Origin of the sequence: Agromyces mariniharenae (assembly GCF_008122505.1) — a bacterium.
Lineage (GTDB): Bacteria > Actinomycetota > Actinomycetes > Actinomycetales > Microbacteriaceae > Agromyces > Agromyces mariniharenae.
The window spans coordinates 2,782,335-2,801,847 of record NZ_VSSB01000001.1 but is presented as its reverse complement, the minus strand read 5'-3'; the positions used below and the strand labels follow the sequence as shown (position 1 = coordinate 2,801,847).

At 72.2% G+C, this 19,513-nt stretch carries 21 protein-coding genes; 10 read left to right on the top strand and 11 right to left on the bottom strand.

The genetic code is table 11. The features are described 5' to 3' along the window. Positions 1-52 precede the first annotated feature (52 nt). Positions 53-1,168 (top strand): phosphoserine transaminase, encoded by a 1,116-nt coding sequence (gene serC, locus FYC51_RS12990; RefSeq protein ID WP_148733987.1) that lies wholly within the window; start codon positions 53-55, stop codon positions 1,166-1,168. Positions 1,169-1,173: 5 nt separating this feature from the next. After that, the gene (locus tag FYC51_RS12985) at positions 1,174-1,440 is read left to right on the top strand and encodes a DUF2530 domain-containing protein (RefSeq protein ID WP_148733986.1); all 267 of its coding nucleotides are present in this window, start codon (positions 1,174-1,176) and stop codon (positions 1,438-1,440) included. Here the strand turns inward: FYC51_RS12985 and FYC51_RS12980 are convergent. Both FYC51_RS12980 and FYC51_RS12975 read right to left on the bottom strand, forming a co-directional pair. After that, positions 1,416-2,213: a DUF3027 domain-containing protein gene (locus tag FYC51_RS12980; RefSeq protein WP_148733985.1), complete on the bottom strand. Its 798-nt coding sequence runs from the start codon at positions 2,211-2,213 to the stop codon at positions 1,416-1,418. The two genes, FYC51_RS12985 and FYC51_RS12980, sit on opposite strands and share 25 nt — an antisense overlap. After that, a complete protein-coding gene (locus FYC51_RS12975) occupies positions 2,206-2,586 on the bottom strand; it encodes a cold-shock protein (protein ID WP_148733984.1) in 381 nt (126 codons plus the stop codon). The genes FYC51_RS12980 and FYC51_RS12975 overlap by 8 nt, the downstream gene beginning before the upstream one ends. 108 nt (positions 2,587-2,694) lie before the next feature. Here FYC51_RS12975 and FYC51_RS12970 point away from each other — a divergent pair, with 108 nt between their 5' ends. The 4 genes from FYC51_RS12970 (at position 2,695) to FYC51_RS12955 (ending at position 7,254) form a co-directional block, all read left to right on the top strand. Continuing rightward, a complete protein-coding gene (locus tag FYC51_RS12970; protein ID WP_238476324.1) occupies positions 2,695-2,970 on the top strand; it encodes a multidrug ABC transporter ATPase in 276 nt (91 codons plus the stop codon). A gap of 10 nt (positions 2,971-2,980) precedes the next feature. Next, a complete protein-coding gene (locus tag FYC51_RS12965; protein WP_148733983.1) occupies positions 2,981-4,846 on the top strand; it encodes a helicase-associated domain-containing protein in 1,866 nt (621 codons plus the stop codon). A 100-nt stretch (positions 4,847-4,946) separates the two neighbouring features. Next, positions 4,947-6,587: a DNA repair helicase XPB gene (locus FYC51_RS12960; RefSeq protein ID WP_148733982.1), complete on the top strand. Its 1,641-nt coding sequence runs from the start codon at positions 4,947-4,949 to the stop codon at positions 6,585-6,587. 70 nt (positions 6,588-6,657) lie between these two features. Further along, a complete protein-coding gene (locus FYC51_RS12955; protein ID WP_148733981.1) occupies positions 6,658-7,254 on the top strand; it encodes a dihydrofolate reductase family protein in 597 nt (198 codons plus the stop codon). Between the two features lie 2 nt (positions 7,255-7,256). On the opposite strand, the gene FYC51_RS12950 is transcribed toward FYC51_RS12955, so the two are convergent. The 4 genes from FYC51_RS12950 to folE are packed head-to-tail and all read right to left on the bottom strand — an operon-like array spanning position 7,257 to position 10,792. Continuing rightward, positions 7,257-7,970 (bottom strand): pyrimidine reductase family protein, encoded by a 714-nt coding sequence (locus tag FYC51_RS12950; protein WP_148733980.1) that lies wholly within the window; start codon positions 7,968-7,970, stop codon positions 7,257-7,259. Continuing rightward, the gene (folP, locus tag FYC51_RS12945) at positions 7,967-8,887 is read right to left on the bottom strand and encodes a dihydropteroate synthase (RefSeq protein ID WP_420797238.1); all 921 of its coding nucleotides are present in this window, start codon (positions 8,885-8,887) and stop codon (positions 7,967-7,969) included. Before folP ends, FYC51_RS12950 begins: the two co-directional genes overlap by 4 nt. A gap of 22 nt (positions 8,888-8,909) precedes the next feature. Continuing rightward, complete coding sequence (locus tag FYC51_RS12940; RefSeq protein ID WP_148733979.1) at positions 8,910-10,157, bottom strand: NAD(P)/FAD-dependent oxidoreductase; 1,248 nt, start codon at positions 10,155-10,157, stop codon at positions 8,910-8,912. After that, complete coding sequence (gene folE / locus FYC51_RS12935) at positions 10,154-10,792, bottom strand: GTP cyclohydrolase I (protein WP_148733978.1); 639 nt, start codon at positions 10,790-10,792, stop codon at positions 10,154-10,156. Before folE ends, FYC51_RS12940 begins: the two co-directional genes overlap by 4 nt. Positions 10,793-10,910: 118 nt before the next feature. Here folE and FYC51_RS12930 point away from each other — a divergent pair, with 118 nt between their 5' ends. The 4 genes from FYC51_RS12930 (at position 10,911) to FYC51_RS12915 (ending at position 14,636) form a co-directional block, all read left to right on the top strand. After that, positions 10,911-11,591 (top strand): helix-turn-helix transcriptional regulator, encoded by a 681-nt coding sequence (locus FYC51_RS12930; protein ID WP_148733977.1) that lies wholly within the window; start codon positions 10,911-10,913, stop codon positions 11,589-11,591. Between the two features lie 41 nt (positions 11,592-11,632). Continuing rightward, a complete protein-coding gene (locus FYC51_RS12925; RefSeq protein ID WP_148733976.1) occupies positions 11,633-12,325 on the top strand; it encodes a response regulator transcription factor in 693 nt (230 codons plus the stop codon). A 31-nt stretch (positions 12,326-12,356) separates the two neighbouring features. Continuing rightward, positions 12,357-14,216, top strand: coding sequence for a sensor histidine kinase (locus FYC51_RS12920; protein WP_148733975.1), 1,860 nt, complete (start codon positions 12,357-12,359; stop codon positions 14,214-14,216). Positions 14,217-14,345: 129 nt separating this feature from the next. Next, positions 14,346-14,636, top strand: a complete 291-nt coding sequence (locus FYC51_RS12915) for a WXG100 family type VII secretion target (protein WP_148733974.1) — start codon at positions 14,346-14,348, stop codon at positions 14,634-14,636. Between the two features lie 356 nt (positions 14,637-14,992). On the opposite strand, the gene groL is transcribed toward FYC51_RS12915, so the two are convergent. The 5 genes from groL to FYC51_RS12890 form a co-directional block, all read right to left on the bottom strand. Further along, positions 14,993-16,612 (bottom strand): chaperonin GroEL, encoded by a 1,620-nt coding sequence (gene groL / locus FYC51_RS12910; protein WP_148733973.1) that lies wholly within the window; start codon positions 16,610-16,612, stop codon positions 14,993-14,995. A gap of 214 nt (positions 16,613-16,826) precedes the next feature. Beyond that, positions 16,827-17,882 (bottom strand): DUF3048 domain-containing protein, encoded by a 1,056-nt coding sequence (locus FYC51_RS12905; RefSeq protein ID WP_148733972.1) that lies wholly within the window; start codon positions 17,880-17,882, stop codon positions 16,827-16,829. A gap of 160 nt (positions 17,883-18,042) precedes the next feature. Then, positions 18,043-18,246 carry a cold-shock protein gene (locus tag FYC51_RS12900; protein WP_148733971.1) on the bottom strand — a complete coding sequence of 68 codons (204 nt, stop codon included), beginning with the start codon at positions 18,244-18,246 and terminating at the stop codon, positions 18,043-18,045. A gap of 207 nt (positions 18,247-18,453) precedes the next feature. Continuing rightward, the gene (locus tag FYC51_RS12895; protein WP_148733970.1) at positions 18,454-18,999 is read right to left on the bottom strand and encodes a LytR C-terminal domain-containing protein; all 546 of its coding nucleotides are present in this window, start codon (positions 18,997-18,999) and stop codon (positions 18,454-18,456) included. 29 nt (positions 19,000-19,028) lie between these two features. Beyond that, positions 19,029-19,325 (bottom strand): DUF3263 domain-containing protein, encoded by a 297-nt coding sequence (locus FYC51_RS12890; RefSeq protein ID WP_148733969.1) that lies wholly within the window; start codon positions 19,323-19,325, stop codon positions 19,029-19,031. Between the last annotated feature and the right edge of the window lie 188 nt (positions 19,326-19,513).

The window sequence follows — 19,513 nt, the reverse complement described above, 5'->3', positions numbered from 1 at the left end:
CGCAGCCCGTCATCAAGCCTAGCGGCCACCACCCCCTCGCTAGACTCGTCGCATGCCGAGCCTCGTCATCCCCAGCGACCTCCTGCCCGCCGACGGACGATTCGGCTGCGGGCCCTCGAAGGTCCGCCCCGAGCAGCTCGCGCACCTCGCGGCCGAGGGTCCCCGCCTCCTCGGCACGTCGCACCGCCAGGCTCCCGTGAAGGGCCTCGTCGGCCGCGTCCGCACCGGCATCGCCGACCTCTTCTCGCTGCCCGATGGCTACGAGGTCGTGCTCGGAAACGGCGGGTCCACCGCCTTCTGGGACGCCGCGGCATCCGGGCTCATCGACCGCCGGGCGCAGCTCTGCTCGTTCGGCGAGTTCGGCGCGAAGTTCGCCGCGGCCGCGGGTGCGCCGTGGCTCGAGGCGCCCGACGTGCGCAAGGCGGACGCGGGCACGCGGTCGGACCCCGAGCCCGTCGAGGGCGTCGACGTCTACGCGTGGCCGCACAACGAGACCTCCACGGGCGTCATGGCGCCCGTGCGCCGGGTCGCCGGCGACCCGGGCGCGCTCACGGTCGTCGACGCGACGAGCGCCGCGGGCGGCGTCGCGGTCGACCCCGCCGAGTTCGACGTCTACTACTTCGCGCCGCAGAAGAACTTCGCCTCCGACGGCGGCCTGTGGTTCGCCCTGTTCTCCCCCGCCGCGATCGAGCGCGTCGAGCGCCTCGCCGCGAGCGACCGCTACATCCCCGAGTTCCTCTCCCTGAAGAACGCGATCGACAACTCGCGGCTGAACCAGACGCTGAACACGCCGGCGCTCGCGACCCTGCTCCTGCTCGAGAGCCAGCTCGACTGGATGAACGGGTCGGGCGGCCTCGCCTGGGCCGACGCCCGCACGCGCGAGTCGTCGTCGGTGCTCTACGACTGGGCGGGGCGCACGCCGGTCGCGACGCCCTTCGTCACGGATGCCGCGGACCGCTCGCAGGTCGTCGTCACCATCGACTTCGACGAGTCGACGGATGCCGCGCGCATCGCGTCGATCCTCAGGGAGAACGGCGTCGTCGACACCGAGCCCTACCGCAAGCTCGGCCGCAACCAGCTGCGCGTCGCGACCTTCACGGCGATCGAGCCCGACGACGTGCGCGCGCTCACCGCATCGATCGACTACGTGCTCGAGCGGATGGACTGAGCCCCGTGCGCCTCTGGCTGAGCGAGTCGGAGCGACGTCCCGATCCGGCGCCGGCACGGGCCGACGCCCGCAAGGCGGTGCTCGTCGGCACCGTCGCGTGGCTCGTCGCGCTCGTCGCGTCGCTCGTCTTCCGAGCCCAGCTCGAGGCCGCCGGGCTCGGCTGGCTGCTGTGGGCGGCCGTCACCGGGCTCGCCCTCGGCGTGATCGGGCTCGTCGTGGTGCAGCTGATCCGCCGACGCGCCGCGCGTCAGGAGGCCGGGTCGGCCGGCTGATCCTCGGACTCGTCCGCGTCGGCCGAGTCGTCGAGCGCGTCGATGTCGATCCCGTCGAACTCGTCGTGCCCGTCGTCGTGTCCGAACGCGGCGTCGAGCTCGACGTCGTCGTCGAGGTCGGACTCGTCGTCCTCGTCCTCGTCGTCGTCGAGGTCGTCCTCGTCGTCCTCGTCGTCGTCGTCGTCCTCGTCGTCGTCATCGGACTCGTCGTCGAGGTCGGACTCGTCGACCCCGTCCTCGTCCTCGTCCTCGTCGGACTCGCCCTCGGGCTCCCCGTCGTCCTCGCCCGCTGCCTCAGCAGCGGCTGCGGCGGCCGCCTCCTGGGCCGCGCGGTACTCGGCGAGGCGCTCCGACCACGGGATCCACTCGGGCGCGAGCAGTGCGGCGTCGCCGGGCATGAGCTCGGTCTCGAGCACGGTCGGCTCGGCGTCGTCCACCCGGGCGATCGTGACGCTCCAGCGCCAGCCGGGGTAGCCGGCGAGGTCGGCGGCGAAGAGCAGCGTGAGCACGTGCTCGTCCTCGACGAGGTGGCCGACGACCGATCCGACCGTCTCGGGCGCGGTCACCTCGAGGAGCGCGCGCCGAGCGAGGTCGACCGCGTCGAGGAGCACCGCGTCGGGCTCGAACACCGGGGCCGGCACGGCCCGTGCCGCGGCATCCGACTCGGCCGCGCCCGCGGCATCCGTCGACTCGGCCGCGTCCGCGGCATCCGTCGCCTCGGATGCCTCGACCGCCTCGGCCGGCGCCTCGGTCTGCTCGGTCGGCTCAGGCATCCAGATCGTCTGCCACCTTGCGCAGCACCGCTGCGACCGTGCGCGCCTTGGACTTGTCGGGGTAGCGGCCGCGGCGCAGGTCGGCGCCGATGCCGTCGAGCACCTTCACGACGTCCTCGACGATGATCGCCATGTCGTCGGCTGGCTTGCGGTTGATCTTGGTGAGGCTCACCGGCGCGTCGAGCACGCGCACCGAGAGGGCCTGCGCGCCGCGCTTGCCCTCGGCGACGCCGAACTCGAGGCGGGTGCCGCTGCGCACGGTCGCGCCGGCGGGGAGGGCGGACGCGTGGAGGAAGACCTCCTGGCCGTCATCGGAGCTGATGAAGCCGAACCCCTTCTCCTCGTCGTAGAACTTGACCTTGCCGGTGGGCATCGTGTGAACCTCGCTCGCGTCGGAGGGCGCGCTGGACCGCGTCGCCGTGCTCCATCCAGTCTAGGAGTCCTCGACCCCGAGGACGGCCGCCTGCCCTATTCTGGGAAAGTGAGCGATTCCGGTCCCGTGACCCAGCACCGCGCCGAGCGCATCCTCGCGTACATGTTCGTCGCGATCGTGGGGCTCTCGATCCTCGCGTTCATCGCGGTCATGATCGGCACGGCCGTCGGAGCCGGGGCGAACGACGGCTTCAGCCAGGGCGTCTGGCCCATCGTGCTCACGCTCCCGTTGTTCGGGCTGCCCATCGCGTTCCTCCTCCTCATCGCGCTCCTCATCGTCAACGGCGTCCGTCGAGCCCGCGCCGGCCGGGCCGGATCGAGCTGACCGGCGGCCGATGCTCGAGCTCGCCGCACGACTCAGGGGGCTGCCGCGACCCGGACTCGCGTCGGCACTGCAGGCGCGCGAGTTCGACGCCTCCGGCGTGCGCGACCTCTTCGACCTCGCCGAGGTGCTGCTCGCACCCGACTCCGTCGACCACGCGCTGAGCCGGCTCGACCGCCGCCACCTCGCCGTGCTCGCCGCGGCATCCGACGTGGCCGACGAGCACGGCGACACCACGCTCGAGGCCGTCCACGGCAGGCTGCAGGAGCTCGGGGCCACCGACGAGCTGGCGGATGCCGCGCCCGCCCTCGTCGATGAGCTCGCCGCGCTCCTGATGGTGGTGGACTCCGACGACCATGTGCACGTGCCCACCGCGATCACGGGCCGCATCGGGGTGCACACGCCGCGCGACATCCCGCCGGCCGACGAGCTCGCCGCCCCCGCTCCGCCCGTGCTCGTCGGCGTCGACGACGTCGACCGCAGCCTGCTCGAGCGACGCGCGGCCGAGACCGCGTACGCGACCGTCGCGGCGACCGCGGAGCTGCTCGCGGAGCTCGGCAACCAGCCCGCCCGCGAGCTCGCGAAGGGCGGCCTCGCGCTGCCCGACTCGAAGCGACTCGCCGAGGTGAGCGGCGTCGCGCTCGAGTCGCTCCCACGGCTGTTCCACCGCGCCGACGAGGCCGGCCTCGTGGTGCGCGACGGCGCCTTCTGGCTCGAGTCCGACCTCGGCGCGGAGTGGACGCAGCAGAGCGCAGCCCGGCGCTGGCGGCGCCTCGCCGAGTGCTGGCGCGACCGCGTGCCGGCGCCGCTGCGCGAACTCGTCGCCCGGCGCAGCGAGAACCTCACGGCCACCGACCTGCGCGACGACGTGCACTGGTTCTACCCGGCGGGCGGCCGCTGGATCGAGGACGGGCTCGACCGGCTCGTCGCCGAGGCCGAGGCGCTGGGGCTCGCGGTGGCGGGCGAGCCCATCGAGCCGGGCCGCCTCGTGCTCGCCGGCGACATCGACCGCGCCGCGCGGACGCTCGCCGCGCACTTCCCGGCGCAGGTCGACAAGGTGTACCTGCAGCACGACCTCACGGTCGTCTCCCCCGGTCCGCTCGAGCCCGCGCTCGACGGCAGGCTGCGCGGGTTCGCGGACGTCGAGGGGCGCGACCTCGCATCGACCTATCGCATCAACGCGGCATCCGTGAACCGCGGCCTGGCCGCCGGCGAGTCGGCCGAGTCGATCCTCGAGTTCCTCGGCGGGCTGTCGCTGACGGGCATCCCGCAGCCGCTCGAGTACCTCGTGGCCGAGGCGTCGACGCGGTTCGGCTCGGTGCGGGTCGCCGCGGCCGACGAGGCGGATGCCCCGGCGCGCGCGTCCATCCGCTCCGACGACGAGCAGCTCGTGCGCACGCTCGCGGTCGACCAGTCGCTCACCTCGCTCGGGCTCCGGCAGACGGGCCCGCACCGCCTGCTCTCGCGGTTCACGCCCGACGTGGTGTTCTGGGCGCTCTCCGACGCGAAGTACCCCGTGGCCGCCGAGGACGCGAACGGCGACATCATCCGTCTGAAGCGCCACCGACTCGCGCCCGCGCCCGCTCCGCCGCCGAAGACCGACCCGATCGCCGCGATGCTCGACCGCGTGCTCGCCACCGGCGACGAGGGCGCGACCGAGCAGGCGTGGCTCGCACGCCAGCTCGAGGCGGCGGCCCGCGCCAAGGAGACGCTCACGGTCACCGTGCGCATGCCCGGCGGCCAGACCGCCGACTACCTGCTGGCGCCCGCGAGCGTCGCGAACGGCCGCCTGCGTGCCCGCGATCGCAAGGCCGACATCGAGCGAACGCTGCCGCTGTCGGCCATCGCCGCGGTGTCGCCGGCGCCCACGAACGTCTGAGCCGCGTGCACGGGTTTCGAGACGCGTCCGGCTCCGCCCGGCGCTCCTCGACCCGCGACGTCGGCCGTCACGTCACGAAGCAGGCGTAGACTCGACGGTTATGTCAGACGGCCCCCTCATCGTGCAGAGCGACCGGACCGTGCTCCTCGAGGTCGCGCATCCCCTCGCCGAGGACGCGCGGCACGACCTCGCGGTCTTCGCCGAGCTCGAGCGCGCACCCGAGCACGTGCACACCTACCGCATCACGCGGCTCGGCCTGTGGAACGCGCGGGCGGCGGGGCACGACGCCGACGACATGCTCGGCACGCTCGAGCGGTACGCGAAGTTCCCGGTCCCGCAGACGGTGTCCGTCGACATGCGCGAGACCGTCGCGCGCTACGGCCGGCTCGTCGTCGACCGCACCGACGACGGCGCGCTGCGCCTGCACAGCGACGACATCGCGGTGCTCACCGAGGTGGCCAACGCGAAGCGGATCGCGCCGCTCCTGACCGAGCGCCTCGACGACTCGAGCTTCCTCGTGGAGGCGTGGGCGCGCGGCCAGCTCAAGCAGGAGCTCGTGAAGCTCGGCTGGCCCGCCGAGGACCTCGCCGGCTACACGCCGGGCACGCCGCACGAGATCGACCTCGACCAGCACGACTGGCACCTGCGCGACTACCAGCAGAAGGCCGTCGACAACTTCTTCGACGGCGGTTCGGGCGTGGTCGTGCTGCCGTGCGGCGCGGGCAAGACGCTCGTGGGCGCGGGTGCGATGGCGACCGCCAAGACCACGACCCTCATCCTCGTCACGAACACCGTCTCCGCCCGGCAGTGGCGCGACGAGCTCCTCAAGCGCACGAGCCTCACCGCCGAGGAGATCGGCGAGTACTCGGGGCAGGTGAAGGAGGTGAAGCCCGTCACGATCGCGACGTACCAGATCCTCACCGCCAAGCGGAAGGGCGAGTACGCCCACCTGGCGCTCCTCGACGCGCTCGACTGGGGCCTCGTGGTCTACGACGAGGTGCACCTGCTGCCCGCGCCCGTGTTCAAGCTGACCGCCGAGCTCCAGGCCCGCCGCCGGCTCGGCCTGACCGCGACGCTCGTGCGCGAGGACGGCCGCGAGGGCGACGTGTTCTCGCTCATCGGCCCCAAGCGGTTCGACGCCCCGTGGAAGGAGATCGAGGCGCAGGGCTTCATCTCGCCCGCGGCCTGCTACGAGGTGCGCATCGACCTGCCCCAGTCCGAGCGGCTCGCGTACGCGGCATCCGCCGACGACGAGCGCTACCGGCTCGCCGCCACCGCGCCGGCGAAGCTCGACGTGGTGCGACAGCTCGTCGCGCGGCACGAGGGCGAGCGGATCCTCGTGATCGGCCAGTACCTCGACCAGATCGACGAGCTCGCCGAGGCGCTCGACGCCCCCCAGCTCACCGGTGCGACGCCGGTCGACGAGCGGGAGCGGCTGTTCCAGGAGTTCCGCGACGGCCGTACGCCCGTGCTGGTCGTGTCGAAGGTCGCGAACTTCTCGGTCGACCTCCCTGAGGCGACCGTCGCCATCCAGGTGTCGGGCTCGTTCGGTTCGCGCCAGGAGGAGGCGCAGCGCCTCGGCCGCCTGCTCCGCCCCAAGGAGTCGGGCCTCTCGGCGAACTTCTACACGCTCGTCGCCCGCGACACGGTCGACCAGGACTTCGCGCAGAACCGCCAGCGGTTCCTCGCAGAGCAGGGCTACAGCTACACGATCCTCGACGCGCACGCCATCGCGGCCTGATCGCCGGCGTCGGCGGTTCCTCGTAGGCTCGCACCAGTTGCGACCGTGGACTCGTTCGAGGAGGAACACCATGCCCATCGTCACGTGCGACATCTCCGTCTCCATGGACGGCTACTCAGCCGGGATCGACCAGAGCCTCGAGCAGCCGCTCGGCGACATCGACGAGGGCTGGCTGCACGCCTGGATGTTCGACGCGGCCGACGAGAACCGGGCCGAGGTCGACGCCATCGTCGACGCGGGCGCGTTCATCATGGGCCGCAACATGTTCGGACCCGACCGCGGCGAGTGGGACCTCGACTGGAAGGGGTGGTGGGGCGACGAGCCGCCGTACCACGGACCCGTGTTCGTGCTCGGGCATCGGGAGCGCGAGCCGGTCCCCATGGAGGGCGGCACCACGTTCCACTTCGTGACCGATGGCATCCACGCGGCGCTCGAGCGGGCACGCGCGGCGGCGGGCGAGCGCAACGTCGCGGTCGCGGGCGGCGCGTCGACCGTGAACCAGTTCCTCGCCGCCGGCCTCATCGACGAGCTGCGCGTGCACGTCTCGCCGGCCGTCCTCGGCGCCGGCGAGCGCCTCTTCGAGGGCGTCCCGCGGCAGCGGTTCGAGCAGGTGTCGGCACGCGGCACGTCGCTCGTGACGCACCTCGTGTACCGGCCGGTGCGCTGAGCTCAGCGCCGGCGCGAATACCGCAGCAGCAGCAGGTCCCCCGCCGGGATCGCGTGCACGAGCCGCATCGCCCGCTCGACCTCTGGCGCGCCGCGCACGATCCGCCCCGCCGCACCCGCGACGAGCAGCGGACTGAGGCTCAGGCACAGCTCGTCGACGCGGTCGGCCTCGATGAGCGAGCCGAACAGGTGCGGTCCGCCCTCGCACAGCACCTGTGGCAGCCCGGCCTCGGCGAGCGCGTCGACCATCTCGCGCACGTCGACGGATGCCGCGCCGCCGACGAGCACGTCGGCGACCTCGGCGAGCGCCTCGCGCCGATCCGCGGGCGCCGCGGCGTGGGTCACCACGATCGGACGCTCGACCGCGTCCGCGAAGAACGGATGCCCGGGCGAGAGGTCGAGACGCGACGACACCACGGCGACCCTGGGCTGCGCGGCGAGTCCGTTCGCGCGCCGCCACGCGGCATCCGCCTCGCCGACCTGCAGCCCGCCGTAGCCCTCGACGCGCACCGTGCCGGCGCCGATCAGCACCACGTCGGCGAGCGTGCGCAGCACCTGCATCGCGAGCCGGTCGTGCTCGTCGCCCAGGCCGCCGCTGCGACCCTCGAGCGTGACGGCCCCGTCGAGGCTCATCACGAAGTTCATGCGCACGGCGGGCGTTGCCCGGTCGTCGATCGCGTAGGCCTCGAGCAGCTGCTCCCGCGTCGGTGCGCTCATGACTCCTCGTTCGGTCCGTCGACAACGTTGTGCTTCAGGTGCGCGGGCTCGCGCCAGCCCATGATCGCCTCGACCATGCGTGCCGCGTCGACCGACTCGGGCACGTTGTGCATGCGCAGGATGCGCGCACCCTGGGTCGCGCAGAACACCGCCGCCGCGAGCGAGCCCGCCAGCCGCTCCTCGCGCGGGCGGCCAAGCGCCTCGCCGACGAAGTCCTTGTTCGAGACGGCCGCCACGAGCGGGAACCCGAGCCGGGTGAGTTCGCCGAAGCGGCGCGTGAGCTCGAGGCTGTGCCGGGTGTTCTTGTTGAGGTCGTGGCCCGGATCGAGCACGATGCGCTCCTCGGGCACCCCGTGCGCCACGGCGAGCGCGGTGCGCTCCTCGAGGAACGCGGCGACCTCGGCGACCACGTCGTCGTACTCGGGCCGCGGGAACCACTGCCGCGGCTCGGCCCGGCTGTGCGTGATCACGAGCGTCGCATCGGATGCCGCGACGACATCGGCGAGCGCCGGGTCGTGCAGGCCCGTGGTGTCGTTGATCACGTGCGCTCCGGCGGCGATCGCCGCCGCCGCGACCTCGGCGTGGAACGTGTCGACCGAGAGCGCCGCGCCCGCACCGGCGAGCGCCTCGACGACGGGCACCACGCGGTCGATCTCCTCCTCGACGGGGATCGCCGGGCCGGGGCCGAACCTCGCGCCGCCGATGTCGATCCACGCGGCGCCCTGCTCGACGGCGCGGCGGCCCGCGGCGACCGCCGCGTCGAGCCCGAACGTCGCGCCGCGGTCGTAGAACGAGTCGGGCGTGCGGTTCACGACGGCCATGACCGCGATCGTCCGCCGGAAGTCGACGTCACGTCCGGCGATGCGGCGCACCGGGTGCGCGTACTCGGGCTCGACCCAGCCGAGCGGGCGGCTCACGCCGCGGCCCAGGAGGAACGGCTCATGCGGTGGCCTCGCGGAGCACGACCTCGAGCGGGATCGCCGGGTCGACCAGCCGGTCGACGTCGACGCGGGCACGCGAGCGGATGAACTCCTGCACCTGCTCGTTCACGTCCCACACGTTGACGTTCATGCCCGCCACGACCCGGTGGTCGGCGAGCCAGAAGGCGATGAACTCGCGCCCGGGCACGTCGCCCCGGAACACGGGCTCGACGCCCGCCATGAGGGGCCCGTAGCCCGAGTACTCCATGCCGAGATCGTACTGGTCGGTGTAGAAGTAGGGCGGCTCGTCGTACTCGACCGCCTCGCCCGCCATGGAGCGTCCGGCGGCGGGGCCCTGGTTCTCGGCGGTCGCCCAGTGCTCGGTGCGCAGGTGCTCGCCGAGGAACGGCTGGAAGACGCTCGCGACGTCGCCCACGGCGTAGACGTCGTCGGCACTCGTGCGGAACGCGGCATCCGTCACGACGCCGTTGTCGACCTCGATGCCGGCCTCCTCGGCGAGCCCCGTGAGCGGCACGGCGCCGATGCCGACGACGACCGCGTCGGCGGGCACGACCTCGCCGCCCTCGAGCGCGACCCCGGTCACGCGTCCGTCGGCGCCGACGATCCCGTCGACCTTCGTGGACATGCGCAGGTCGACGCCGTGCTCGCGGTGCAGTCGCGCGAACACCTCGCCCGCTGCGGGCCCGATCGCGGCCTCGAGCGGCACCGCCTCGGGCGCCACGACCGTGACCTCGTTGCCGTATCCGCGCGCGGCGGCCGCGACCTCGAGCCCGATCCAGCCCGCCCCGATGAGCACGATGCGACGACCGCCCGGCGAGAGCAGGTCGCGCAGCGCGATCGAGTCGCCGATCGTGCGCAGCACGTGCACGCCCTCGAGGTCGGCGCCGGCGCCCGGCCAGTGCCGCGGCGCCGAGCCCGTCGCGAGCAGCAGCCGGTCGTAGTCGAGGTGGCGTCCGTCGTCGAGCCGCACGCGATGCTCCGGCAGGCCGAGCCCGGTCGCACGGATGCCGCGGAGCACCTGGACGCGGTGCTCGTCGTACCACTCGGCGGGGTGCACGTCGACGGACTCGCGGGTGGCGGCGCCGTTCAGGAACTCCTTCGAGAGCGGGGGTCGGATGTAGGGCATGGCGTCCTCGCCCGCGACGATGCGTACGGGCCCGTCGTAGCCCGCGGCACGCGCTCCCTCGGCCGCCCGCGCGCCCGCCAGGCCGCCGCCGACGATGACGATGCCGTGCTCGCTGCTCATCTCGTGCGCTCCATTCCCTGCGCGTCGCACCGCGACTCGAACTCGCGGCGGAGGCGTTCGTCGTCTCGGAGGAGCCCGGTGAAGCTCCTGGTCGTGGTCACGCTGCCCACGATACGTGGCCCTCGCAGCGACATGCAGAGATGCTCGGCCTCGAGCACGACGCCGGTGCCGCGCGGTGCGAGCTCGCGCTCGAGCCACTCCGCGAGCTGCCGCGTCATCCGCTCCTGCACCTGGAGCGACCGCGAGGACTGCTCGACGATGCGCGCCAGCTTCGAGAGGCCGACGAGCCGGTCGCCGGGCAGGTACCCGACGTGGGCGACGCCGCGGAACGGCAGCAGGTGGTGCTCGCAGAGCGAGTGGAACGGGATGCCGGCGACGACCACGAGGTCGTCGCACCCCTCGTCGTTGGGGAACGTCGTGGCGCGGAACGGCTCGGGGGTGAGGAGCTCGATGAGCGCGTCGGCGGCGCGCCGCGGCGTCTCCGCGAGGTGCGGCGAGTCGAGGTCCTGCCCGAGGGCGATGAGCAGGTCGGCGACGGCGGCCCGCGCGCGGTCGCGGTCGATGGCGGGACGCGCCCGTTCGTCGTCGGTCACGGCGTGCAGCGACACGATCGCCGGCGTTCCCTCCGGGCTCATCCCGCACCTCCTCCGGGCGTCCGCCTCGGCCGTTGCGCCCTCGACACCCTGTGCGATCGACGCTAGGTCGGTCCCCGATTTCTGTCAACGGATCCTGTTTTTAGAGTAGAGTCGCGTCATGGCATCCGACGGCGGACCCGAGGCCGGCGGCCGCTGGTCGGCCGCCGCCCTGCTCGCCGACCCCCTGCGGCGGCGCGTCTACGCCGCAGTGGTCGAGCACGACGAGGGTGTCACTCGCGAGGCCGTCGCGCACGAGCTCGACCTCCCGCGGTCCACCGCCGCCTTCCACCTCGAGCGCCTCGCCGCGGCCGGCCTGCTGGCCGTGGAGTTCCGGCGCCTGAACGGCCGCTCGGGCCCCGGCGCCGGGCGACCGGCGAAGCTCTACCGCCGCGGCGATTCCGAGTTCGCGCTGAGCGTGCCGCGGCGCCTCTACGCCGTGGCGGGCAGCGTCATGGCCGAGGCGATCGAGCACGCCGCCGCGGGCGCCTCGCCGAAGGCCGCGCTCCGCGACGCCGCGAGCCGTGCGGGGCATCGACTTGCCTCCGGGGCCGCCGATCTCGAGGTCGCGCTCCTGCGCGAGGGCTTCGAGCCCCGCGCCGAGGGCGACGACACGGTGCTCGGCACGTGCCCGTTCCACAAGCTGGCGCAGCAGCATCCGGGCGTCGTCTGCGACCTCAACCACGCGCTCGTGTGCGCAATGGCCGATGAGGTCGGCGCGGCATCCGATCGAGTGCTGCTCGACCCGGGCGCCGGCGGATGCTGCCTGCGCATCGCCGGCGCATTCGATTCATCCAACTGACTCTCAGGCAGATCACAGCGAACTTCAAGAGAATGGGATCCATGAGCGATGGACCCCGCATTCTCATCGTCGACGACGAGCCCAACATCCGCGACCTCCTCACGACGAGCCTCCGGTTCGCCGGGTTCGCGGTGCGCGCCGTGGGCAACGGCGCGCAGACCATCAGCGCAGTCCTCGAGGAGGAGCCCGACCTCATCATCCTCGACGTCATGCTTCCCGACATGAACGGCTTCGGCGTGACCAAGCGCCTCCGGTCGGCCGGGTATACGGCGCCGATCCTCTTCCTCACCGCGAAGGACGACACCGAGGACAAGATCACGGGCCTCACCGTCGGCGGCGACGACTACGTCACCAAGCCGTTCAGCCTCGACGAGATCGTCGCGCGCATCAAGGCGATCCTGCGCCGCACGATGCACGCCGAGGAGGACGCCGTCATCCGCACGGGCGAGCTCACGATGGACCAGGACACGCACGAGGTGCTCGTCGGCGACGTGCCCGTCGAGCTCTCCCCCACCGAGTTCAAGCTGCTGCGCTACCTCATGCTGAACCCCAACCGCGTGCTGTCGAAGGCGCAGATCCTCGACCACGTGTGGGAGTACGACTTCAACGGCGACGCCGGCATCGTCGAGAGCTACATCTCCTACCTGCGTCGCAAGCTCGACCAGCACTCCAGTGAGCCGCTCATCCAGACGAAGCGGGGATTCGGCTACATGCTGAAGTCCTCCAAGCCCTGACTCAGGCTTCGCCGCCTAGACTCGGCCCGCCATGCACCAGACGATCTCCGAGCGGTGGAACCGCATCTCCCTGCGCACCAAGATCACCGGGGTGACGGTGCTGATGCTGACCCTCGGACTGCTCGTCTCGGGCATCGGCACAGCGGCCATGCTGCGCTCGTACGTCGAGGACCAGATGGCCTCGAAGCTCGACACCATCGCCGCCGGCGACCTGAACAAGTACTTCGAGGTCGAGAACGCGCCCGGCGCGAGGGCCGACCTCGGCGACCTCTCGTTCGCGTCGTCCGACGAGGTGTTCGTCGCGGTCTACGACCCGGCGACGGCCGAGCTCCTCGACCACAATTGGGAGCAGCGCGACAGCGAGACGTACCCCGAGATCCCGTCGAGCCTCACGGTCGCCGAGGTCAACGTCACCAACGAGCGCAGCACGAGCGGCAAGTACACCGTGTACCCGCTCGAGGACGCGAGCGGCCAGCCCACCTTCCGGGCCGTGAGCGCGGTCATGACGGTCGACAAGCACGGCAACTACGCGCCGATCATCATCGCGATCTCGTCGAAGGACACCGAGCGGCTGCTCGCCGTGTACCTCACGATCTTCCTCGGCTTCGGCCTCGGCGTCGTGCTCGTCGGCGCCCTCCTCACGCGCATGCTCGTGACGTCGACTTTCACCCCGCTGCGCGAGGTCGAGCGCACGGCCGCGGCCATCGCCGACGGCGACTTCGGCCAGCGCCTCGGCGGCGCGACCCCGAACACCGAGGTCGGACGCCTCAACCGCTCCCTCAACACCATGCTCAACCGCATCGACCGGGCGTTCCGCGACCGCGCGCGCACCATCGAGCAGATGCGCCGGTTCGTCGGCGACGCGTCGCACGAGCTGCGCACGCCGCTCGTGTCGGTGCGCGGCTACGCCGAGCTCTACCGCATGGGCGCGCTGCAGAGCCCCGACGAGGTCGCGCAGGCCATGGACCGCATCGAGAAGGAGGCCATCCGCATGGGCGGCCTCGTCGAGGACCTGCTGGCCCTCGCCCGACTCGACGAGGCCAAGCCGCTCGAGCTCGCCGAGGTCGACCTCGTGCCGCTCGCCCGCGACGCCGCGCTCGACGCCATGGCCGCGAACCCGGGCCGCACGGTCACCGTCATCGCGCCCGAAGAGCTCGGCGGTGCGGATGCCGCAGGCGGGGCGACGCCCGAGCTCGAGGTGGAGCTGGAGCCCGAGCGGCCGCCGACCGGAGCGATCTCCTTCGCGGGCGCCACGCTCGCGCGACTGCGCGGACGACGTCCCCGCGGCGACTCGCCGGCGTCGGGCGCCGGGAGGCGCGGGTCGGGCCAGCGCGCGGGCGCCGGGGCATCCGGATCGCGTCGCGGGCAGTCGTCGCGGGCGCGCGTCTCGAGCGCCGACGCGCGCATCACGACGTACCCCGCCGCCGAGCCGCAGGCCGACCAGCAGCAGTCCGTCACGACGACGACCGCCGGCATGGTCACCGCGCCCGTGCGACGCGCGGTGGTGCTCGCCGAGGAGAACAAGATCCGCCAGGTCATCACGAACCTCATGGCGAACGCGATCCGGTTCACGACCGACGACAGCCCGATCGAGATCCGGGTGTCGGTCGACGACACGGCGGAGCGCGCCATGATCGAGGTCGTCGACCACGGCGAGGGCATCCCGCCCCAGATCCGCGAGAAGATCTTCCAGCGCTTCTGGCGCGCCGACACCTCGCGCACCCGCGAGACGGGCGGCTCGGGCCTCGGGCTCGCGATCGTGTCGTCGATCATCGCGGCGCACAACGGCTCCGTCGACGTCGTCGAGACGCCGGGCGGCGGCGCGACCTTCCGGGTGTCGCTTCCGCTCGCAGGCTCGTCGGCCGCGCCCCAGTCGGTCACGAGCGCCTGAGCTCACGTCCGCACTCGTCCTCGACAACGAGTGGTCGAGCGGATGCCGCGTGCCGCATGTCGCCGGCGTGAGGTCGGGCAGCGGCCGTCGGCCTACCGTGGGGTCCCACCCATCGATGAAGGGATCACCATGACCAGCTACCACGTCGACGCCGCGCAGGTGTCCGCCGCCACCCAGTCGGTGCAGGGCACGATCGGCCGCATCCAGTCGGAGGTGGGGTCGCTCGTCGCGCAGCTCACCGGCCTGCAGTCGTCGTGGACGGGTCAGGCCGCCACCGCCTTCCAGGGCGCGGTCGCCGACTGGCGCGCGACGCAGCTGCATGTGGAGCAGAGCCTGGCACAGCTCAGCCACGCCCTCGGCGTCGCGGCGACGCAGTACGCCGAGGCCGAGCAGGCGAACGCGCGGCTGTTCCTGCGGTAGCGCCCGGTGGCATCGCCTCGGCGAGGCGGCGGGGCACCGGAGCGCCTTCGCCCCGCAGCCAGCCGGCGACCGTCCCACCCGTGCACTCGGTTCCCGAGTTCCGACGTTCCGAAGTTCCGAAGTTGCGAAGGTCCGAAGTCACGAAGGTCCGGAGTTCCGGAGTTCCGACGTGCCGGGGCTCCCGAGTTCCGAGGTTTCGAAGTGCTCGTGTACCCGAGTGCCCGAGTATCCGAGTACCCGAGTGCCCAGACCCGAGCACGACGAAGGGAGCCCCCGACTCGCCCCCGACACGACGATGGGCGCCTCCCGGAGGAGACGCCCATCGCGTTCGGGCACGAGGCCCTGAGGTGTGCGGACTAGAAGTCCATGCCGCCCGTCGGGTCGCCGACCGGAGCCGGGTTCTTCTCGGGCTTGTCGGCGACGACGGCCTCGGTGGTGAGGAAGAGGCCGGCGATCGACGCGGCGTTCTGCAGCGCCGAGCGGGTCACCTTGGCGGGGTCGATGATGCCCTGCGCGACGAGGTCGCCGTACTCGCCGGTCGCGGCGTTGAGGCCGTGACCCGCGGGGAGCTCCGCGACCTTGGCCGCGACGACGCCCGGCTCGAGGCCCGCGTTGAGGGCGATCTGCTTGAGCGGCGCCTCGATGGCGACCTTCACGATGTTGGCGCCGGTCGCCTCGTCGCCGTCGAGCTCGAGGTTGCCGAAGGCCTTCTGGCCGGCCTGGATGAGGGCGACGCCACCACCGGCGACGATGCCCTCCTCGACGGCGGCCTTCGCGTTGCGGACGGCGTCCTCGATGCGGTGCTTGCGCTCCTTGAGCTCGACCTCGGTGGCCGCGCCCGCCTTGATGACGGCCACGCCGCCGGCGAGCTTCGCGAGGCGCTCCTGGAGCTTCTCGCGGTCGTAGTCGGAGTCGGTGTTCTCGATCTCCGAGCGGATCTGGGCCACGCGGCCGGCGATCTGCTCGGGGTCGCCCGCGCCCTCGACGATGGTCGTCTCGTCCTTGGTGATGACGACCTTGCGCGCCTGGCCGAGCAGGTCGAGGGTGACGTTCTCGAGCTTGAGGCCGACCTCCTCGGAGATGACCTGGCCGCCGGTGAGGATCGCGATGTCCTGGAGCTGCGCCTTGCGACGGTCGCCGAAGCCGGGGGCCTTGACGGCGACCGACTTGAAGATGCCGCGGATCTTGTTCACGATCAGGGTCGCGAGCGCCTCGCCGTCGACGTCCTCGGCGATGATGAGCAGCTGCTTGCCGGTCTGGATCACCTTGTCGACGATGGGCAGCAGGTCCTTGATGTTCGAGACCTTGCTGTTGACGATCAGGATGTACGGGTCCTCGAAGACCGCCTCCTGGCGCTCGGGGTCGGTGACGAAGTACGCCGACAGGTAGCCCTTGTCGAAGCGCATGCCCTCGGTGAGCTCGAGCTCGGTGCCGAAGGTGTTCGACTCCTCGACGGTGACGACGCCCTCCTTGCCGACCTTGTCGATCGCCTCGGCGATGATCTCGCCGATCTGGGGGTCTGCGGCCGAGATCGACGCGGTGGCGGCGATCTCCTCCTTGGTCTCGACCTCCTTGGCGGCGGCGAGGAGCTCCTCGGAGACGGCCGAGACGGCCTTCTCGATGCCGCGCTTCAGCGAGATGGGGTCGGCGCCTGCGGCGACGTTGCGGAGGCCCTCGCGCACGAGCGCCTGGGCGAGCACGACCGAGGTGGTGGTGCCGTCACCGGCGACGTCGTCGGTCTTCTTCGCGACCTCCTTGACGAGCTCGGCGCCGATCTTCTCGTACGGGTCGTCGAGCTCGATCTCCTTGGCGATCGACACGCCGTCGTTCGTGATGGTGGGGGCGCCCCACTTCTTCTCGAGCACGACGTTGCGACCGCGCGGGCCGAGGGTCACCTTGACCGCGTCGGCGAGCGTGTTGAGGCCACGCTCGAGACCGCGGCGGGCCTCCTCGTTGAAAGCAATGATCTTTGCCATGTGTGTCTCTCGTCCCTTCCCGGACGTCCAAGAATCTTGGGGTTTAGCACTCGAATCGAGTGAGTGCTAAAGACGATTCTGGCACTCGACCGTCACGAGTGCAAGCGAGCCGGATGCCGCGCGGCGGCGTCTCGGGCCGTGTTCGCCGTGCGCGTGACGCGGCGTCGCGGCATCCGTCGTCGCATCGGCGCTGAGAAGGACGGTGAAGGGCGGATCAGGGCGCGAACGCCGCGGACCCCTCGTTCGGCACGAGCTCGATCCAGGTGTTGCCGGGCGCGAGCCGGAGCGTGGAGCCGTCGTCGGCCGTGAGCGTGATCGGCGCGCCGGCGTCGGGCTTCGTCCACGTGCCGTGCGCGGTCCGCCCACCGGCCGACACCCACGCCTCCCCGGTTCCGGTGAGCGCCGTGAGCGGCACCTCTTCATAGGGCCACTCGATCGCGACGCGCAGGGTCACCACGTTCGTCGCCCGGATGCGCTCCCCCGACGCCTCGAGGTCGGGTGTGCCGTCCTGCGCCCGCAGCCAGGCGTACGTCGTCGGGTCCCACTCCCACGACGGGCTGCTCGACTCCGAGAACACGAGCTCGATGCGGGACGTCGGCGTCGCCGCGAGCGACGGCGCGGCGAGCGGGTCGGCCGTGCCGTAGGCGAACTGCACCGGCGGCGGCGCGAGCCCGGCGTTCGCGGCGACGACGTCGGCTGCCGCGAGGACGAGGTCGTGCGGACCGGGCCGGTCGTCCGCGCGCTCGAACAGCGTCCCGTCGTCCTCGTCGGCGACGACGTTGAGCAGCGGCGTCGCGTGCATGAGGTCGACGAAGTACTGCTGTCCGCCCGAGTAGGCGATGATGCCGCCGAGCGGACTGGCGATGAGCGGGTCCATCGGCCGCACGGAGCGCACCGGGCCCACCTGGTCGGGCACGTCGGAGTGCCAGACCGCGACGTACCGGGTCAGCCCGCCCTCGACGAGCTCCTCGTAGACGAGGTCGGTGCGGTTCAACGCGATCTGCGGGCGCGCGTCCCAGTGGTTGTCGATCTTCACGGCGAGCGACGGATGCCGCAGCGCGGCGGCGTCCGCGGGCGTGCCGCTCAGCGGGGCGAACGCGATCCCGACGGGCGCGGCCTCGGCCGCGGGCCGCGCCTCATGCGTCGGCGTCGCGGTCGGGATGAGGTCGACGGATGCCGCGTCGCAGGCGCACAGGAGGAGTGCCGATGCCGCGACGGCGGCCAGCGGCACACCCCTCCGCCCCAGGACCGGGCGGGCACGCCGTGCCATGGCGCCATGCTAGCCATCGAGGGGTACCCCCGGGAGGTTCGGCGCACCGATCGATGGCCCCGGCGCACCCCCAGAACCGGGCACACGGATGCGCGCGGCATCCGCCCCCGGATGCACGAACGCGCCGCCGGCGAACCGGCGGCGCGTCCAAGCTCGTGGATCAGGCGGGGCGGACGGCCTCGGCCTGGGGCCCCTTGGCACCCGTGCCGACCTCGAAGACGACCTGCTGGCCCTCTTCGAGGACCTTGTAGCCCGCCATGTCGATCGCGGAGTAGTGGACGAACACGTCCTGGCCCCCGCCGTCGACCGTGATGAACCCGTATCCCTTTTCAGCGTTGAACCACTTGACGGTTCCGTTCGCCATGCGTTGCTCCCATGTTGCCGTGTGTCGATCAGCACGTGCCTGTCGCCTGTACCGGGCCCCCTCGTTCGTGCTGACGAGGCACCTCGTTCGGCACCGGGCGTTTCACACGGGATAGAGCGACCAATTCCAGATACTAACGACGTGACGTCGCGGCACAAGAGGTCGGACGCAAGGAAATGTCGCAGAATGGCAACGATTCGGTCGCGATCAACCGCCGGTGGCCGCTGCGTAGTCGGATCCCACCACGAGCACGAGCGGAGTGCCCACCTCGGCGAACTTCGCGTCGAGGCGCACGTCGGCCTCGGGGATCGCGGCGGCGACGCCTCGCGCGGCTCCCTCGAGGTCGGGCGTCGCATAGTAGACGACCGTCTCGGTGAGGTCCTGCTCGCTCGCGTTCGCGGTGGTGCCGACGGGGATGCCGGCCGCGGTGAGCGTCTCGGCGGCCCGCGCGGCGAGACCGGACGTCGTGGTGCCGTTCAGGACGGTCACCGGGATGTCGGGCGCGACGGTCGGCGCCGCCGTCACGACGGGCGTCGGCGTCGGCGTGGCCACGCCCGTGTCGCCGAAGTTCAGGCGGTCGTTGAACACGATCACGGCGCCGATCCCCACGGCGACGAGCACGACGGTCGCGAGCGCGGCCCAGCCGAACGCCACCCAGCGCGCACCGCGACGTGCCGGCGCGCGATGGGCCCCGACCCGCTCGATGCCGTGCGGGATGGAGTCGAATCGATCGCGAGGGAACTTCTGCGCCATGGGGTCCAGTCGGGGGTCGGGGCCGTCGCTCAGTCGAGCGGTCGGCCGATCGAGAGCGAGCGACGCGCGCGCGTCGCCGCGCGCGCCTCGCGCATCCGCTGCAGGCGCTTGATCAGCATGGGGTCGTGCCGGAGCGCCGCAGGCGAATCGATGAGCTCGCCGAGGATCCGATAGTAACGGGCGGCCGAGATCCCGAACTCCTCGCGGATCGCCTCCGCCTTGAGCCCGGCCTGCTGCCACGCCCGGCCCTCGAACGCGAGCACGCGTCTCGCGCGCTCGTCGAGTCCGGTCCCGTCGTCGGGGGCGGGCACGCGCTCGGCGCTCATGCGTCCTCCCGTCCCAGGCGGACCGTCGCCGCCTGCTGCACATCCTAGGGACCCGTCGCCGGGTGTCCGCCGAGCGGCGCGGCGTGTGCGGCGGCGGCGCACGGAACACGGGGCATCCGTCGCGCGTTGCACCCGCTTGCAGGAAGACCTGCGACCATGGATGCCGGCCATCACGGCACCCGATCGGA

Bases quoted from the DNA above. Each gene is read 5' to 3' on its own strand.
- FYC51_RS12930 (WP_148733977.1), top strand. From the start codon at position 10,911: ATGGCATCCGACGGCGGACCCGAGGCCGGCGGCCGCTGGTCGGCCGCC.
- FYC51_RS12890 (WP_148733969.1), bottom strand. From the start codon at position 19,325: ATGAGCGCCGAGCGCGTGCCCGCCCCCGACGACGGGACCGGACTCGAC.
- FYC51_RS12915 (WP_148733974.1), top strand. From the start codon at position 14,346: ATGACCAGCTACCACGTCGACGCCGCGCAGGTGTCCGCCGCCACCCAG.
- FYC51_RS12925 (WP_148733976.1), top strand. From the start codon at position 11,633: ATGAGCGATGGACCCCGCATTCTCATCGTCGACGACGAGCCCAACATC.
- FYC51_RS12960 (WP_148733982.1), top strand. From the start codon at position 4,947: ATGTCAGACGGCCCCCTCATCGTGCAGAGCGACCGGACCGTGCTCCTC.
- FYC51_RS12955 (WP_148733981.1), top strand. From the start codon at position 6,658: ATGCCCATCGTCACGTGCGACATCTCCGTCTCCATGGACGGCTACTCA.
- FYC51_RS12975 (WP_148733984.1), bottom strand. From the start codon at position 2,586: ATGCCCACCGGCAAGGTCAAGTTCTACGACGAGGAGAAGGGGTTCGGC.
- serC (WP_148733987.1), top strand. From the start codon at position 53: ATGCCGAGCCTCGTCATCCCCAGCGACCTCCTGCCCGCCGACGGACGA.
- groL (WP_148733973.1), bottom strand. From the start codon at position 16,612: ATGGCAAAGATCATTGCTTTCAACGAGGAGGCCCGCCGCGGTCTCGAG.
- folE (WP_148733978.1), bottom strand. From the start codon at position 10,792: ATGAGCCCGGAGGGAACGCCGGCGATCGTGTCGCTGCACGCCGTGACC.
- FYC51_RS12980 (WP_148733985.1), bottom strand. From the start codon at position 2,213: ATGCCTGAGCCGACCGAGCAGACCGAGGCGCCGGCCGAGGCGGTCGAG.
- FYC51_RS12950 (WP_148733980.1), bottom strand. From the start codon at position 7,970: ATGAGCGCACCGACGCGGGAGCAGCTGCTCGAGGCCTACGCGATCGAC.
- FYC51_RS12900 (WP_148733971.1), bottom strand. From the start codon at position 18,246: ATGGCGAACGGAACCGTCAAGTGGTTCAACGCTGAAAAGGGATACGGG.
- FYC51_RS12905 (WP_148733972.1), bottom strand. From the start codon at position 17,882: ATGGCACGGCGTGCCCGCCCGGTCCTGGGGCGGAGGGGTGTGCCGCTG.
- FYC51_RS12965 (WP_148733983.1), top strand. From the start codon at position 2,981: ATGCTCGAGCTCGCCGCACGACTCAGGGGGCTGCCGCGACCCGGACTC.
- FYC51_RS12940 (WP_148733979.1), bottom strand. From the start codon at position 10,157: ATGAGCAGCGAGCACGGCATCGTCATCGTCGGCGGCGGCCTGGCGGGC.
- FYC51_RS12920 (WP_148733975.1), top strand. From the start codon at position 12,357: ATGCACCAGACGATCTCCGAGCGGTGGAACCGCATCTCCCTGCGCACC.
- FYC51_RS12895 (WP_148733970.1), bottom strand. From the start codon at position 18,999: ATGGCGCAGAAGTTCCCTCGCGATCGATTCGACTCCATCCCGCACGGC.